16 protein-coding genes and 1 riboswitch are annotated in these 14,953 nt (G+C 44.0%); of the genes, 10 read left to right on the top strand and 6 right to left on the bottom strand.

Annotated features, from left to right (window positions below):
* Positions 1–202: 202 nt before the first annotated feature.
* Together QZ938_RS19595 and QZ938_RS19590 are read right to left on the bottom strand one after the other, a co-directional pair.
* On the bottom strand, positions 203–2,359 hold the full coding sequence (locus QZ938_RS19595; RefSeq protein ID WP_293347601.1) for a pentapeptide repeat-containing protein: 2,157 nt from the start codon (positions 2,357–2,359) through the stop codon (positions 203–205).
* A gap of 25 nt (positions 2,360–2,384) precedes the next feature.
* Positions 2,385–2,699, bottom strand: coding sequence for a hypothetical protein (locus QZ938_RS19590; protein WP_293152716.1), 315 nt, complete (start codon positions 2,697–2,699; stop codon positions 2,385–2,387).
* A 150-nt stretch (positions 2,700–2,849) separates the two neighbouring features.
* Here QZ938_RS19590 and QZ938_RS19585 point away from each other — a divergent pair, with 150 nt between their 5' ends.
* Entirely contained in the window at positions 2,850–3,299 is a 450-nt protein-coding gene (locus QZ938_RS19585) for a hypothetical protein (RefSeq protein WP_293152713.1), read from the top strand.
* A 319-nt stretch (positions 3,300–3,618) separates the two neighbouring features.
* Here QZ938_RS19585 and QZ938_RS19580 read toward each other — a convergent pair whose 3' ends face one another.
* Entirely contained in the window at positions 3,619–4,266 is a 648-nt protein-coding gene (locus QZ938_RS19580; protein ID WP_293152710.1) for a Uma2 family endonuclease, read from the bottom strand.
* A gap of 33 nt (positions 4,267–4,299) precedes the next feature.
* Here QZ938_RS19580 and QZ938_RS19575 point away from each other — a divergent pair, with 33 nt between their 5' ends.
* The 3 genes from QZ938_RS19575 (at position 4,300) to QZ938_RS19565 (ending at position 7,517) form a co-directional block, all read left to right on the top strand.
* Positions 4,300–5,085 (top strand): leucine-rich repeat domain-containing protein, encoded by a 786-nt coding sequence (locus tag QZ938_RS19575; protein ID WP_293152707.1) that lies wholly within the window; start codon positions 4,300–4,302, stop codon positions 5,083–5,085.
* Between the two features lie 299 nt (positions 5,086–5,384).
* Positions 5,385–6,803: an ABC transporter substrate-binding protein gene (locus QZ938_RS19570; protein WP_293347598.1), complete on the top strand. Its 1,419-nt coding sequence runs from the start codon at positions 5,385–5,387 to the stop codon at positions 6,801–6,803.
* 135 nt (positions 6,804–6,938) lie between these two features.
* Positions 6,939–7,517, top strand: a complete 579-nt coding sequence (locus QZ938_RS19565) for a Uma2 family endonuclease (protein WP_293152702.1) — start codon at positions 6,939–6,941, stop codon at positions 7,515–7,517.
* 174 nt (positions 7,518–7,691) lie between these two features.
* Here QZ938_RS19565 and QZ938_RS19560 read toward each other — a convergent pair whose 3' ends face one another.
* Genes QZ938_RS19560 through QZ938_RS19550 form a run of 3 tightly spaced genes read right to left on the bottom strand, consistent with a single transcriptional unit; the run spans position 7,692 to position 10,389 of the window.
* Positions 7,692–8,549: a metal ABC transporter permease gene (locus tag QZ938_RS19560; protein ID WP_293152699.1), complete on the bottom strand. Its 858-nt coding sequence runs from the start codon at positions 8,547–8,549 to the stop codon at positions 7,692–7,694.
* Positions 8,549–9,325 (bottom strand): metal ABC transporter ATP-binding protein, encoded by a 777-nt coding sequence (locus QZ938_RS19555; RefSeq protein ID WP_293152696.1) that lies wholly within the window; start codon positions 9,323–9,325, stop codon positions 8,549–8,551. Before QZ938_RS19555 ends, QZ938_RS19560 begins: the two co-directional genes overlap by 1 nt.
* 41 nt (positions 9,326–9,366) lie before the next feature.
* Entirely contained in the window at positions 9,367–10,389 is a 1,023-nt protein-coding gene (locus QZ938_RS19550; RefSeq protein WP_293152693.1) for a metal ABC transporter substrate-binding protein, read from the bottom strand.
* Positions 10,390–10,574: 185 nt separating this feature from the next.
* On the opposite strand from QZ938_RS19550, the gene QZ938_RS19545 reads away from it, so the two are divergent.
* From QZ938_RS19545 to QZ938_RS19520, 6 genes are all read left to right on the top strand, one after another.
* A complete protein-coding gene (locus QZ938_RS19545; protein ID WP_293152690.1) occupies positions 10,575–11,003 on the top strand; it encodes a putative toxin-antitoxin system toxin component, PIN family in 429 nt (142 codons plus the stop codon).
* Entirely contained in the window at positions 11,000–11,245 is a 246-nt protein-coding gene (locus tag QZ938_RS19540) for a toxin-antitoxin system HicB family antitoxin (protein ID WP_293152687.1), read from the top strand. Before QZ938_RS19545 ends, QZ938_RS19540 begins: the two co-directional genes overlap by 4 nt.
* Positions 11,246–11,400: 155 nt before the next feature.
* A complete protein-coding gene (locus tag QZ938_RS19535) occupies positions 11,401–11,949 on the top strand; it encodes a restriction endonuclease (protein WP_293152684.1) in 549 nt (182 codons plus the stop codon).
* Positions 11,946–12,497, top strand: a complete 552-nt coding sequence (locus QZ938_RS19530) for a hypothetical protein (RefSeq protein ID WP_293347595.1) — start codon at positions 11,946–11,948, stop codon at positions 12,495–12,497. Before QZ938_RS19535 ends, QZ938_RS19530 begins: the two co-directional genes overlap by 4 nt.
* 57 nt (positions 12,498–12,554) lie before the next feature.
* A riboswitch (cobalamin riboswitch) is annotated at positions 12,555–12,700 on the top strand.
* Positions 12,701–12,839: 139 nt separating this feature from the next.
* Positions 12,840–13,280: a hypothetical protein gene (locus QZ938_RS19525; RefSeq protein WP_293347592.1), complete on the top strand. Its 441-nt coding sequence runs from the start codon at positions 12,840–12,842 to the stop codon at positions 13,278–13,280.
* Positions 13,281–13,299: 19 nt separating this feature from the next.
* A complete protein-coding gene (locus QZ938_RS19520) occupies positions 13,300–14,187 on the top strand; it encodes a methyltransferase domain-containing protein (protein WP_293347589.1) in 888 nt (295 codons plus the stop codon).
* Positions 14,188–14,953: the final 766 nt, after the last annotated feature.

Genomic DNA, 14,953 nt, shown 5'->3' with positions numbered 1-14,953 from the left:
GGGCTTTAGCCCGCAGAAAAAGAAGGACTAAAGTCCGAACGATCGAACCAACTTTTAATTATTGTTCGTAGTGAGGGCTTTAGCCCGCAGAAAAAGAAGGACTAAAGTCCGAACGATCGAACCAACTTTTAATTATTGTTCGTAGTGAGGGCTTTAGCCCGCAGAAAAAGAAGGACTAAAGTCCGAACGATCGAACCAACTCTTAATTCTTGGGCGGGCACTTCGGATGAATCCCTCCCTGCAAACAAATGTAAGCAATTTGACTTTGATCTAAATTCTTAACCTCGGAAAAATTAACACCTTGGAAGCGACCAGATTTACTACCGGCCTGACTTTGAATAAACTGATCCGAAGTCCCCTTCCCCAGGAAAACAGCGCCTTGAAAATTAGCTCCCGCTAAATTCGCACCTCTAAAATCTACTGAACTTACATCTGCATTCCGCAAATTAGCATCTTGCAACCGAGCATCTTTTAAATTCGCGTTAGCGAGTTTAGCCGAACTCAAATCAGCATTTTGTAAGTTAGCGCCGCTCAAATCCGCACCGGACAAATCAGCACCTTGCCATTCCGATTTAGACAAATTTGTTAAGGATAACTGAGTACCTTGAGCCTTGACTTTGCCCAAACGGGCACTTTCTAAATTGGCGCCCGAAAAATTGGCGCTGCCGATATCTGCCCCGGTAAAGCTTGCCTCTTTTAACGTTGCTTGCTGCAAAGAAGCCCCAATTAAAAGACTGTTGCTAAGATTAGCTCCATTCAAATTTCCATTTGACAAATTAGCTTTGTTCAGGACAGCGCGCACAAAAGTGGTGCGGTTCATTACGGCGCTGTTAAAAGATGCTCCGGTTAAATTGGCTCCTTCAAAATTAGCTTCGCTCAAGTCAGAAATCCAATCGTCAAATGTCCCCGGACGCCTGTCTTCGCCAGTGCCGTAAAAGCGAATCCCCTGCAAGCTGGCATTGGTTAAATTGGCTTTTCTCAGCTTAATTCCTGATAAGTCAACTTTGTCTAATACTAAAGTAAACTGACCCGGGCCGGCAGGACTTTGACCTAAATCTGTGCGGCTCAGATCGGCGCCGTTGAGCTGGCTGCTATACACTGTGAGAATTTTGCCGATCGCCCTTTGCACTGTTCTCTGACGGGTAGCCGCTAACTCGCGTTCCGGAGTCTTCCCCCCGTAGCGCAGGGATTCGAGCTCATTGCTGAGGGCTTGGTTCAACCGCTGCAAATCAGGTAAAGCTTTCGGCCCGGTACTGACTAAAGCTTGCTGGATCGCATCCAGCATCGCCTTGCTGTCTTCTTGCGCCAGCAAATCCGCTAGCAAAGGTACGGCGCGGGAGTCTTCCACCGCCCCCAAAGCCAAAATAGCCGATCGCCTCCCCGATGTTCCGCTACCCGAAGCAGGAGACAATTTGCTAACTAAAGCTACAAATAATTCGTCATTCCGCTGCCGAGAATCCCGCAAATTAGCTTGACTTTGAGTGTAGATCAGAGTGCCAACAAACAAACTTAAAATCAATCCCGCACTGCCAATAGTAACTATCACTAAAGTTGTGCCTGGATGTTGGCGAATCCAATTCCACAGACTGGGATCTTCTTTCATATTGGTTTCTGGAGTCAAAACCAAAGCCGCAATTTGCGCGTCTTCCTCAGTCCAATCTTGACTCTGGACAGGATTGGGCGACGGTTGGTGCGATTCCCTACGGGATAGCTTCGCTTCACGACTATTGACCACCAAAGTATTCGCGAGGCGATCGTGTCCGGATTGCCGTTTGTAGCGCAATCCAAAAGCGCCATCTGCGAGGACTGCCAAGCCGCTCAACGCCCCTAAAATGATTAAATCTGGAAACGCGCCAGTCAAGCGCCAAACCCCGTAAGCGACGCCCAGAGGCACTCCCCAGCGCCCCAAACTTTCGCGAACCAGCACTCGCGCCCAACCCGGAGGATTGCCCGAGGCTGTGATAACTTTCACCCCAAACCAACGTTTCGGAAGAGTTTGACCGGTTCTGGCGAGCAAAAACAACTGCCACGCCGCCAAAGCTGCCGGTGCCAGCAGCGCCCCCGACCAGAATAGATTAGTTAGGGGTGCAACTCTGGGGTTGCGATCGCGCACGGGGATAGCCAAAACACGGGCAACAGTTTCCGATGCTGCTGCTACCGAGGGATTGAGTGGCACGGTTTGAGCTTCTTTGTTAACCACGGCCCCGATACTGAAGGGAACCAGGGCGCTAACTGCAATTAACGAAATTTCAACTGCCCAAGCGCCGCAGCGGCGAACCAGCAGTGGCATTTGCTGGGATTGTGTCGGCCAAGACGGATCGGGTTGATTAATATCACCGGGTGCAGTTGGGTTAGACATATTTATAATTTCCTATTGTTAATCCTTAGTTGGAGGAATCAGGAGATATTGCCAATTTATATGCTATGTAGATTAGCACTCCGAGAACGCCAAGAGTCATCACGGCGGAAAGTAGCTGTACTATGCTATTGAAGACTGTCAGAACAACGATCGCTCCGACGGCAAAGACTGCCACCTGCCCAGGTTTCGGGAGTTTTTGAAACTTGTCCAAAAATTGATTGTATAAGGTTCCGATCGCTTGATAGCTGTCTGGATTTTGTTGGACAAGAGGCGATCGTTCTAGTTTAGCTTTCAGTTCTCCGATCGCTTGCTGCCAATTGAAGTTATTTTGAGGATTCATAAAAAAGTTTGGGAGTTAGTTTAGCTGTACATCGTTTTAGGACGGTCACATTAATAAGAGTCACATTACCCTGTTCGGAACCGTTAATTATCCTCTACCGTCAAATAAGTAGAACCTTCCGCCATTGTGTTCGGATCAACAAGGATAAAAATGAAGATATGCTATCCGTGCGATCGCCCCAGACTGCGCTTTGGCTCGATCGCAATCCTAGCCCTAGGAATGATTTTAACTGCTGCCGGAGCTATTCGGAGCCAACCGTTGCAAATTGCTCCAGGATTTCCCGAACCGCTGAGAGTTTCGGGAGTTTCCGGCGGCCCGAACAATAGTGGCGACTGCGGTTTCGTGGCCCAAGGCCCGAACCAAGTCATCGAAGTAACGCAGGATTTGCCTTACTGGCGGATTGCAGTACAAACTGCGGGAGCTCCCAGTTTGATGATTCAGGGGCCGAGGGGTCGTTTCTGCGTCCTACCGGCGAATGCTGCTGCGGGGATTGTAGAATTTTCCGGTTATGGAGACAAGGGGACTTATGTGATTTTCGTGGGCGATCGATCGCAAGGTCAACACCCTTATTCTCTCTCAATTTCCCAACAGCGAAATTAACAGTACAACGAGATTAGGGCGTTTGCTGTTAGAAAATTGGGTATTTGCGATCGAAAACCAGCCAAATTTCTGACAGCAAGTGCGTCCCATACTAAACTTGAATAGTATAGCGGTTCTCACAAAGATTCGCGGACGTTGTTTGGCTTGGGCCCTCTTGGTTTAAGCGGTTATATAAGCTGTCAGTTATACCTCATCTTTTTGAGAAAGGCTATATAAATTTTAAAAAGAGCCAGTCAACTGCCGATTTAGGGCAGATTAACCCAAATAATTTGAAGATAATTTGGGCATGAGTGCAATTTTATTTGCTAGGGATTTCACCTCAATTTTGTATTGAGTCTCTCACCCATTTGCGAAACAATCGGAGAGTTTCACTCGTCCCCGCCGTTTGACTTTGTTCGCAATATTGAGAAATCGCTTCAATAATTGGCAGATTGGGAAATATCGGACTAAATTCCGATGCAACATATTTCCCATCTTCAAGCACATTAATCTGAAGCCTTTTATTTTCATAGCGCCAAATCTCAGGTACTCCCAGCGCCTCGTAAGCATCCAGTTGAGTCTTGGAAGTGCGATCGACTTCAATTGCTAAATCCGGCGGCGGATCGACTGTTAAGTCTATGCGTTTTTTGCCAATCATTAGAGCGTAATTCTGGATATAAAAACATTCATCCGGTTCAATTCCTTGCAACATACTTTTTCTTTTAAAAGTAGTCGATCCAAATGGTTCAAAGTCTATTTCAAGTTCCTCAAACAAAATTTTCACTAAATAGCCAATAATAATTTTAGCCTTCTCATGTTCTGGTAGGGGCATCCTAATCTCCAAAGTTCCTTGACTGTAAGCTATTCTAGAGCCGCGGTGTTCTCCCAACTCCTCTAGAATTGCTTCAAATTCCTGCCAGTTGACATCATTCAACAGCAGTCTATGTCCTGGCGGCACACTGATTTGTCTTAATTGCAGCGTTACCATTTCAACCTCCGATTTATATGACTTTATTATAACTTGCACATCAAGGTATGTTGTTGGGCTTCAGCCCTCTTTCTTATATATCAAGCAGTACGGTTATGCGATGCTGCCGATCGGAAACTTTCAAGTCTCACACAACTCGACCTCGATAACAATGACATCAGCGACATCAAACCATTGCAATCTTTGACTAAACTAACTGAACTAGGTCTTAGCAGAAATACAATCAGCGACATCAAATCTTTGCAATTTTTGACTCAACTGACTTCGCTCTCCCTCTCCAACAATCAAATTAATGACATTAAACCGTTACAGTCGTTGACTAAGCTGTTTTTTCTCACTCTCTCCAACAATCAAATCAGTGACATCAAACCCTTACAATCCTTGATTGAACTGGATTATCTCAGCCTCAGCGACAATCAAATCAGAAACATCCAACCGTTACAATCTTTGACTAGCGTGACTTTTATCGAACTCTACAGCAATCAAATCATCGATATCAAACCGCTAAAATCCTTGACTAACCTGATTGGGATCCATCTCAGCAACAATAAAATTAGTGACATCAAACCGTTGCAATCTTTGACTAACCTGACTTCGATCGGACTCGGCAACAATAAAATCAGTGACATCAAACCGTTGCAATTTTTGACTAAACTATCTAGCCTAGGTCTCGAAAACAATAAAATTAGTGACATCAAACCGTTGCAATCTTTGACTAAGCTAACTGGGATCGGTCTCGGCGGAAATCCGATCGCCCCCAAAACTTGCCCTCTCAAACCAGAGTCTATCTGTAATTGGGTATCACTACCTAAATCATAAAACTTTACTGTTCGGAAAATTAGAAGCACAAAATCATGACACTTACATTTGCACACAAACACATGAATTTACCAAAGCCGATCGCACTTACTTGTTCTACGATCCTAGCATTACCTGAAAATGCACGCCGAAAATTCCTGAAACCCCTGTGGGGTGGGCATCTTGCCCGCCCTAAGAATACAAATATGACTTTTATGAGTTTAATTAGTGAATTTAATGAATTGACTTTGACCAAAATCTTTTGAATACTGATTGTAGTTAACAACTTTTCTGTATAAATTATATAAGGAGAAAAGATTATGTCCCAAGATAAAAGGAAAAGCCCGCCGCCCATTGTTTTTATTATTGCCCTCGGCTTAATTGGGTTTGGTGTATTCAAATTCCTTCCCGGTTTATTCGCATCCAAAAGTTCAGATACATCTACACCTACACCTGGATCTCCATCCACACCGGGTGCGAGTCCATCGGGGGCGATCGCAACTCGCATCAGTTTAGGAAATCAGATATTGGTGACATCGCAAACAACACCTGAAAAACAAGCAGGCGTTACAGCTTTTGCTAAAGGAGATTACAAAGAAGCCGTGCAAAGATTTCAGGCTTCGCTGCAACAAAATCGCAACGATCCGGAAACGGTAATCTATTTGAATAATGCGAGAGTAAGCGATCGCACTTCTTTGAAAATTGCCGTCAGCGTGCCCAGCGGCAGCAACCCCAACATCGCCCAAGAAATTCTCCGAGGTGTCGCCCAAGCTCAAGATGAAATCAACACTAGGGGAGGAATTAATAGTGCCGGTTTGCAAGTTGAAATTGTCAATGACAACAACCTTCCAGAAGTCGCCAAAGAAGTTGCAGCAGCATTAGCAAACGACCAGAAAATTCTAGCAGTAATCGGACACAATGACAGCACTGCGTCTTTAGCAGCCGCTCCAATTTATCAGGAAAAGAAACTGGTGATGATTACGCCTACCAGCAGTGCAAATAATTTGTCAGGTTTTGGCAGCTATATTTTTCGGACTGTCCTAAATAGTAGCTCGACGACTGCTCCTTTAGTAGAGTATATCGTCAAAAAAGCAGGCAAAGCCAATATTGCCTTCTGCTATGACTCTCAAGCTGCTGGAAGCGCTTCATTTAAAGATGAATTCATTGCCTCTCTTTCAGCATCAGCCGGCAGATTAGTTCCTATTGTCTGCGACTTGTCAGCGCCGACATTTAATCCCAACAATGCCATTGCCGATGCTGTTAGCAAAGGAGCAGAAGGATTGATGCTAGCACCCTACATCGAACGCCTCGATCGCGCGATCGATCTAGCCCGTGCCAATCAAGGCAAATTAGCGCTCTACAGCAGTTCAACTCTTTACACCTTTCAAACGCTAAAAGATGGACAAAAGAGCGTTGACGGGCTTGTTTTGCCTGTTCCCTGGCATCCTGAAACGAATCCCGGCAGCACTTTCCCAAAAAATGCCAGTCAGCGCTGGGGAGGAGTAGTAAATTGGCGTACTGCAACGAGTTATGATGCGGCTCAAGCTATCATCGCTGGCTTGCAGCAAAGTAATACGCGGGAAGGATTGCAGCAAGCACTCAAAAGCCCGAATTTCTCGGCACCGGGAGCTAGCGAGGATGTGAAGTTTTTGCCAAGTGGCGATCGGGCAGGTTCGCCAATTTTAGTACAAGTTAAAGCAGTAGGAAAAACTGGGTATAACTTTTCCCTGTTGCGGTAAATTTATTCGGACTGTAGGGGCGGGTTCACCAACAATATTGGCCAAAAACCGACAATCTCATAAACCCGCCCCGACCTGTTTTTAAGCGATTTTTAAGATATACTAAAATAAGTAGATTAAAGGAGAGCCTTGTATATGATCGCGCAAGTTGAAACCAAAACCTACACGGCCCAGGAATATCTAGAAGCTGAAGTTAATTCTCTGGATCGGCATGAATTTATCAATGGCGAGATTGTTATGATGGCTGGTAGTTCATTGAATCATAATGAAATTACCAGTAGTTTAATGGTGATACTGAAACTAGCCTTAAAAGGGAAACCCTATCGGACTTTTGTTACAAATCAGCGGCTTTGGATTCCGCAACTTAATAATTACACTTATCCAGATGTGATGGTGGTTGCAAAACCGATCGAACTTCAACCGGGACGTACCGATACAATTACCAATCCTCTGTTGATTGCCGAGGTGCTATCTAAGGGTACTAGAGCTTACGATCGCGATGACAAGTTTGCAGCTTATCGCAGTATTCCGAGTTTTCAGGAGTATCTATTAATCGACCAATATCGCGTACAGGTAGAACAATATTCCAAAACTGAAGCGAATAAATGGATTTTTTCGGAATATAGCTGTGCGGGCGATCGGCTGATGTTAACGTCTGTGCAGGTGGAAATTTCGGTAGCAGATTTGTATGAAAATATTGAGTTTAGTGAATAGGCGAAAAGTCCGTGAAGCGAAGCTATCCCGAAGGGAATCGCGATTATTAAATAATATCATCTCCGGTGAATCGATTATAATTCCTGTAGGGCCAGGTTCACCGACAATAATCGCCTCAAACAAATAATTTCATAAACCTGCCCCCGCCCAACGACAAAATAACAGGAATATTGTTTATTCGTTAATAGTTTGCGAGTCCCTAGATCTCACCAACAAACCATATTTGGGGGCAAAAACCATCGCCAACACAAACAGCAGCGTTTGCAGCACCACAATACATCCGCCTGTCGAACCATCAATGTGATAGCTGATATAAGTTCCCATGACGCTAGAAAATACTCCCGAAGTCATCGCAATTAGCATCATATGGTCAAAATTATCGCTCAACAAATAGGCGGTTGCCCCCGGAGTTACCAACATTGCTACGACTAAAATAATGCCGACTGTCTGAAGTCCCGCAACTGCTGTCAGCGATAGCAAAGACAGCAACACGTAATACAGGAAAGTGATATTTAAACCGATCGATCGCGCGTGAGTTGAGTCAAAACAAAACAGGATTAAATCTTTGCGTAAAATTGCCAGAGTCACTAGGGTGATGGCACTAATAATCACAGTTTGAACAATATCCGAATCGGAAATACCTAAGACATTGCCAAATAAGATATGCGTTAAGTCGATCGAACTTCTGACTTTAGAAATTAACACCAAACCAAAGGCAAAAAATCCGGTAAACACTAAACCAATCACTGTATCTTCTTTAACGCGAGTTTTTGCTTTGATAAAGCCGATCGCAATTACGGAGCCCACGCCAAACAAAAACGCCCCCACCGCCAAAGGAATATTCAGCACATAAGCAATCACAACCCCCGGCATCACCGCATGGGAAACCGCGTCACCCATCAATGCCCATCCCTTCAAAGTCATATAGCACGAAAGCGCCGAACAAACAATCCCTACTAAGGCGCTGACTAAAATCGCCTTCACCATAAATTCATGCTGCAACGGTGTGGCAAACCACTGAATTAAGTCCATTATTGCTTCTCCCGATTCACTTGAGTTAACCGACTTTTTGCAAAGGATAAATCACCGATCGCACCGCCAAAGGTGCGGGAAAGATTTTCCTCAGTAAACACTTCTGAGGTGTTGCCGTAGGCGAGAATACTGCGATTAATTAATACTACTTGGTCGCAAAATGTAGTAATGGATTCTAAATCGTGAGTTGACACGAGAATTGTATGGCCTGTTTGCCGCAATTCCATCAGCAAATCAATCATCATTTTTTCGGTTTTGATATCAACTCCGGCGAAGGGTTCATCTAGCAGTAAAACCTTTGCTTGTTGCGCCAAAGCCCGCGCAAAAAAGGTGCGTTTCTTTTGTCCCCCGGATAACTCTCCGATTTGGCGATCGCCCATGGGCCACATTTCCACCCTTTCCAAGCTTTCTCGCACCGCTTGTTTGTCGATCGATCGCGGAATCCGTAACAGATTCATGTAGCCGTAGCGCCCCATCATCACCACATCATAAACGTTCACCGGGAAATTCCAATCTACCTCTTCCGACTGAGGCACATAGGCAACCAGATTGCTTTTTTGCACTTGACGGATCGGCAAGCCATTAATTAAAATTCGTCCGGTGTTTGGCTTCACAAACCCCATAATTGCCTTAAACAGGGTTGATTTTCCCGCACCATTCATCCCCACCAAACCGCAAATTGTCCCCGCTTTAAGTTGCAGAGAGGCTCTGTGCAAGGCTACTTTACCATGATACGCAACCGTGACATTTTCAATGTCAATACTGATTCTATCCATACCAATTTCTCCAAATTACCAAATTACCAATGCCCAAGGCCCTATCCCCCATTACCCTGTAGTCCTTTTATCAAAGTATTGACGTTGTATTCAAGCATCTTAAGGTAGGTTGATGCAGGGCCTTCCGATGGAGAGAGGGAATCGACATAAAACACCCCGGCAAATTTTGCCCCGGTTTCCTTTGCTACCTGAAGCTGTGCTTCGTTGCTGACGGTACTCTCGCAAAATACGGCGGGGATTTTGTTTGCTTTGACTGTATTAATCACCCGTTCAACTTGTTTCGGTGTAGATTGTTGTTCGGCATTTACAGGCCAAATATAAACTTCTTTCAAGCCGTAGTCGCGCGCAATGTAAGAAAATGCGCCTTCACAACTTACTATGTAGCGTTTGTCTGGCGGAATCGCTGAGATAGCTTGTTTGAGCTTTTCATCTATCGCCTGAATTTCGTCACTGTATTTTGTCGAATTCGCTTCATAGGTTGCAGCATTAGCTGGATCGATATTTGACAAAGCTCTGCGAATATTTCTAACGTAAATTAAAGCATTTTTAGGGGACATCCAAGCATGAGGATTCGGTTTACCTTTGTAGGAGTCTTCGGCAATATTAATCGGTTTAATTCCTTCAGTTAAGGTAATGCGGGGAACTTTGGGAAAACTGTTATAAAATCGAGTTGCCCAGCGTTCTAAATTCAATCCGTTATCCAAAATTAGACTAGCACCTTGCCCTCGTTTTAAGTCGCTAGGAGTGACTTCATAGCCGTGAATTTCCGCCCCAGGCTTTGTGATGGATTGAACAGTTAGCTTGTCACCAGCGACATTCTGTGCCATGTCTGCCAACACCGTAAAGGTGGTAAGAATGACTTTTTGGTCTTTTCGGGTCAAATCACCGGCAGTTGAGCTAGAATCCCCATTTTGCTTGGTTTGAGGCTCCGCTGTCGTCTGAGTGTTGCACCCGCTGAGCCAAATTCCCAGCAATAGCCCGAATATACCAATTTGATAGGGTTTCCAGGCGATCCTCTGCGAGGGCTGCGCTAACGAGGCACTGGGGCGATCGGTATTACTCATTGTGGTTTTTTATAATTCTTTCATTGTTTTAATTTAGCATAAAAGTAGAAATAATGAAAAGATTATGAAAGGGGGAGGGATTGGCGATCGGCAATGCCTAGAGCAAGGTGTGAAGGAGCTCTTTGTATTCAGAGTGGCAATTTTGACTGCTGGAAAGTTATACTGTAGTCAATTATCAGACTCTCATGCCAATTCCACAGATTGTTATTGATACCAACATCATTATTGCTGGCTTGCGCTCTAGGCAAGGCAGTGCTTTTCGTTTACTGGAATTAGTGGATACAGGGGCATTTGATATCCATCTTTCCGTACCATTGGTGCTAGAATATCGAGAGGTATTGTTGAGAGAGTTGCCGAATCTTTATGTCAGTGCCACAGATATTGAAGATTTCATAGAATTTCACTGCTCCGTCGCCACAAGACATCGCATATTCTTTCTCTGGCAACCCTATCTACCCGATCCGAAAGACGACATGGTACTGGAACTAGCGGTTACAGCAAGATGTGATAATGTAGTAACGTACAACATCCGTGACTTTTTTGGTATTGAGCGGTTTGGAATAAGAGCGATCGCACCTGGTGAGTTTTTAAGAGCTATTGGAGCCTTGCTATGAGTAATTTGAACGTTCAACTTCCTGACTCATTGTACAAAGATTTGCAAGCGTTAGCCTTGAAAGATGGAATTTCTATCGATCAATTTATAGCGACAGCAGTTGCAGAAAAGCTGTCAGCGCTAATGACTGAAAGCTATTTAGAAGATTTAGCCAAGCAAGGAATTCGCCAGAAGTACGACGCAGTTTTAGCTAAAGTGCCAGATGTTGAACCAGAACTCTATGACGAGTTACCGCCAGCATAAAAATTGGATTTCACCCGATCGTGTAAAACCAATATATTCTGCATTTGAGACGATTTGTGACTGGTGGCAGCAATCAATTATAATCTAGTTTTATGATAAACTTAAATAGATCGCTTACCTAGAAGCGTGTAGTTGTTGGAGTATAAAAATTGGTTGTGGCAAAAGATTACGAAAGGATGATTCAGTCGCTACAATGGGATGGATTGCGAACGCTATGGGACAATATCGAGAATCGTAGCACCCCAGGATGGGACGCGGGCAAAGCCTTTGAGTACCTCGTTCTACGAGCATTTCAACTTGATGGCGCAGAGGTAAAATGGCCTTATAGCGTGGAACTCTTTGGGGAAAAAGTCGAACAAATTGATGGTGTCGTCTATTCATCTGGACTTTCCTGTTTGGTTGAAAGCAAAGACTTTCGAGATCAAACAAACGTTGATATTGCTCCTATTGCCAAACTTCGCAATCAACTTTTACGCCGTCCCGCAGCCACTGTTGGATTAGTATTCAGCCGAACTGAATTCACAGAACCTGCTCGGTATCTTTCATGTTTTTCTCTACCGCAAACAATTTTATTATGGAGTGGAAAAGAAATAAAATATGCCTTGGATAATGAAACAATTTGCGAACTGTTGACTTTGAAATACCGTGTATGTGTAGAACACGGATTGCCTGATTACGACGTTAGAGAGCGAGATATCCCATGATTACTTACATTGTCTGTGAAGGAAATTTCGATGCACAATTACTTAAAATTGCGATCCCAGAAAAATTACTTAATGATGTCGAAGTTGTTGCTGCTGGTGGAGGATATGCTATCAATTCACTGGCTCGTTCTTTAGTTGTACGTCGGCAAGTACCTGTTATGATTGTGGTTGATGCGGATTCAGTAGAACCAGAGTTAGTTCAACAACGTCTCAAAGATATTGAGGAAATAGTTGGAGGCGTAGCAGCTAATACACCAGTAAAAGTAGTCATGGCTGTTCCTGAAATAGAAATTATCTTTTTTCAAGATGTCTCTTTGCTTTCGCGGTTGCTAGGATACATACCTCCTAAAGATATACTTGATATGGCAGTTTATCAACCTAGAAAAGCTTTAGAGCAATTGATTTCTCGATCGGAAATAATTCACAATTCCTCAGAAATTATCGATCGATTGACTAAGGAAGAGATTGAGAGTTTACGATCGTCTTCTGTTATGCAGGAGATCGCTCATTTTTTGCAATCTGTACGTGAAACAGCAAACGCTGTATGAAGTCCGCCTGCTGAGTTTTTAAGACCTATTTTTGTCAAATATCTAAAATAGTGGTAATATCCCAGTATATCGATCGGCTCTGATGACAAACACACATCAGACGTAAGGGGGAAAGTTCGGTGCAAATCCGGCGCTGTCCCGCAACTGTAATGAGATGATTCCATCTCTGAGTCAGAATGCCCGCCGATTTGTTTGCGATCGTGTTTTCATCTGCGAGGTATGGATGATGGTTAGTTCAGTATTTTTACAGTTAATCTGCTGTTGGGTTCCCTTGGGCGATCGACAAAAACGCAATTTTGAGTTAAAACCGCTTTTCGTCGGCGCCACGGGAAACTAAAACAAATGCGAATCAAAGATAGTGTTTGGCAGGGCAGTTTTGGCTACTGGCAGAACTTGTTTATTCACCAGAATATTTTGTCCATCGGATATACTGCTTGGAATGGCTTTTGGCACTTAGGAAGAGGTATTGTTGTTTGCCAAATAGATACTCCCATTAATGGCTCGATCAATTGGAGCGTGGATAATGTAGAGCATGACTTGCAGTTTATTTCCCGATCGCACGCAACGGCTTATTTGCAACAATTAGAACTAGAGGAAAACACTGTTTCCAATCTGCTGGGAGTTATTGATAGCTATGAACCTGAAAAAGCAATTATTTTTATACTGCTTGCCAACGGTCAGATCGATATCAATTTGTTGCAGAGCTTGGCAGTTTCGCCCGTTGAGTGCTATGAACAAGTATGCAAACGCTGGGAAGAATTTCAACTCTGTCCGAAATCCTAAAACTTACTAAATTTCCCCAATGTCGCAGCCAAAATCAATCAAAATTTCCAACGTAACTCGTTACCAAAATGCAGCGCTTAATTACTATCTCGGCCTGACAGAATCTCCCTATCTTCACTATGGTTATTGGGAAAGTCTACCTGTGCCTGCTGATGAATTAACACTGGCGCGGCTGCGAATCGCCCAGCAAGCTTATACGGATAAGTTGTTAGATTTTATCCCGAAAGACATTAAGACTATCCTGGATGTAGGATGCGGGATTGGGGGAAATGCGGCTTATTTGCTCGATCGCGCTTTTGGAGTCGAAGGCCTCGCGCCCGATCCGTTCCAACAACAGCGCTTTCTCAAGTGTACAGGCGATCGCGCCATCTTCCACCTCACCAAATTTGAAGACTTCCAAGCCACCCATTCCTACGATTTAGTCCTCTTTAGCGAAAGCAGCCAATATATGTCTGCTGTCGATATAGCCAAAGGTGCGGCGGCGGTGCTCAATCTTGGAGGCTACGTACTGCTTGCGGATATGTTGCGCTCTAATCCTGATTATACAGAAGGAATGTTTTCTAACTGTCATGTAGTGGAAGAACTGGAAGCTGCATTAATGCAAGCGGGCTTTAATTTAGTAAAAGCTGAGGATATTTCTGCTCATATTGTACCAACAATTGATTTATATGTCGATAGTTTCCGCAGGTATGGACTGAACACAATGATTTATGTTGCGGATTTAATTTCGATCGCGGTTCCGCCGATCCATAAAATTCTGCGTTGGATATTTCGCCGCTGGTTTAAGAAATTGGTGGTTGAAGGATTGGAGGCGAGTCAACTATTTGAAAAGCATCTTTGTTATGAGATTCAACTTTGGCAGTTAATAGAAAGAGATAAAAGTGTTAATAAATTGACAGGTTCGTAGTGAGGACTTCATTCCTTCTTTCCGAGGACTAAAATCCTCGCAGGTTCGTAGTGAGGACTTCAGTCCTTCTTTCCGAGGACTAAAGTCCTCACTACAAACCTATTTTACAGGTTCGTAGTGAGGACTTCAGTCCTTCTTTCCGAGGACTAAAGTCCTCACTACAAACCTATTTTACAGGTTCGTAGTGAGGACTTCAGTCCTTCTTTCCGAGGACTAAAATCCTCACTACAAACCTATTTTACAGGTTCGTAGTGAGGACTTCAGTCCTTCTTTCCGAGGACTAAAGTCCTCACTACAAACCAGCTTCGTAGTGAGGACTTCATTCCTTCTTTCCGAGGACTAAAGTCCTCACTACAAACCAGCTTCGTAGTGAGGACTTCATTCCTTCTTTCCGATGACTAAAGTCCTCACTACAAACCTATTTTACAGGTTCGTAGTGAGGACTTCAGTCCTTCTTTCCGAGGACTAAAGTCCTCACTACAAACCTATTTTACAGATTAAGGTTCGTAGTGAGGACTTCAGTCCTTCTTTCCGAGGACTAAAATCCTCACTACAAACCTATTTTACAGATTAAGGTTCGTAGTGAGGACTTCAGTCCTTCTTTCCGAGGACTAAAGTCCTCACTACAAACCTATTTTACAGGTTCGTAGTGAGGACTTCAGTCCTTCTTTCCGAGGACTAAAGTCCTCACTACAAACCTATTTTACAGGTTCGTAGTGAGGACTTCAGTCCTTCTTTCCGAGGACTAAAGTCCTCACTACAAACC

Source organism: Microcoleus sp. CAWBG27, assembly GCF_020883145.1.
GTDB lineage: Bacteria > Cyanobacteriota > Cyanobacteriia > Cyanobacteriales > Microcoleaceae > Microcoleus.
This window is presented reverse-complemented; position numbering and strand designations above follow the sequence as displayed.

Excerpts from the sequence above, each read along its gene's own strand:
- QZ938_RS19540 (WP_293152687.1), top strand. The coding sequence starts at position 11,000 with ATGAGTAATTTGAACGTTCAACTTCCTGACTCATTGTACAAAGATTTG.
- QZ938_RS19530 (WP_293347595.1), top strand. The coding sequence starts at position 11,946 with ATGATTACTTACATTGTCTGTGAAGGAAATTTCGATGCACAATTACTT.
- QZ938_RS19595 (WP_293347601.1), bottom strand. The coding sequence starts at position 2,359 with ATGTCTAACCCAACTGCACCCGGTGATATTAATCAACCCGATCCGTCT.
- QZ938_RS19525 (WP_293347592.1), top strand. The coding sequence starts at position 12,840 with ATGCGAATCAAAGATAGTGTTTGGCAGGGCAGTTTTGGCTACTGGCAG.
- QZ938_RS19520 (WP_293347589.1), top strand. The coding sequence starts at position 13,300 with ATGTCGCAGCCAAAATCAATCAAAATTTCCAACGTAACTCGTTACCAA.
- QZ938_RS19560 (WP_293152699.1), bottom strand. The coding sequence starts at position 8,549 with ATGGACTTAATTCAGTGGTTTGCCACACCGTTGCAGCATGAATTTATG.
- QZ938_RS19570 (WP_293347598.1), top strand. The coding sequence starts at position 5,385 with ATGTCCCAAGATAAAAGGAAAAGCCCGCCGCCCATTGTTTTTATTATT.
- QZ938_RS19550 (WP_293152693.1), bottom strand. The coding sequence starts at position 10,389 with ATGAGTAATACCGATCGCCCCAGTGCCTCGTTAGCGCAGCCCTCGCAG.
- QZ938_RS19565 (WP_293152702.1), top strand. The coding sequence starts at position 6,939 with ATGATCGCGCAAGTTGAAACCAAAACCTACACGGCCCAGGAATATCTA.
- QZ938_RS19590 (WP_293152716.1), bottom strand. The coding sequence starts at position 2,699 with ATGAATCCTCAAAATAACTTCAATTGGCAGCAAGCGATCGGAGAACTG.
- QZ938_RS19580 (WP_293152710.1), bottom strand. The coding sequence starts at position 4,266 with ATGGTAACGCTGCAATTAAGACAAATCAGTGTGCCGCCAGGACATAGA.
- QZ938_RS19555 (WP_293152696.1), bottom strand. The coding sequence starts at position 9,325 with ATGGATAGAATCAGTATTGACATTGAAAATGTCACGGTTGCGTATCAT.
- QZ938_RS19585 (WP_293152713.1), top strand. The coding sequence starts at position 2,850 with ATGAAGATATGCTATCCGTGCGATCGCCCCAGACTGCGCTTTGGCTCG.
- QZ938_RS19545 (WP_293152690.1), top strand. The coding sequence starts at position 10,575 with ATGCCAATTCCACAGATTGTTATTGATACCAACATCATTATTGCTGGC.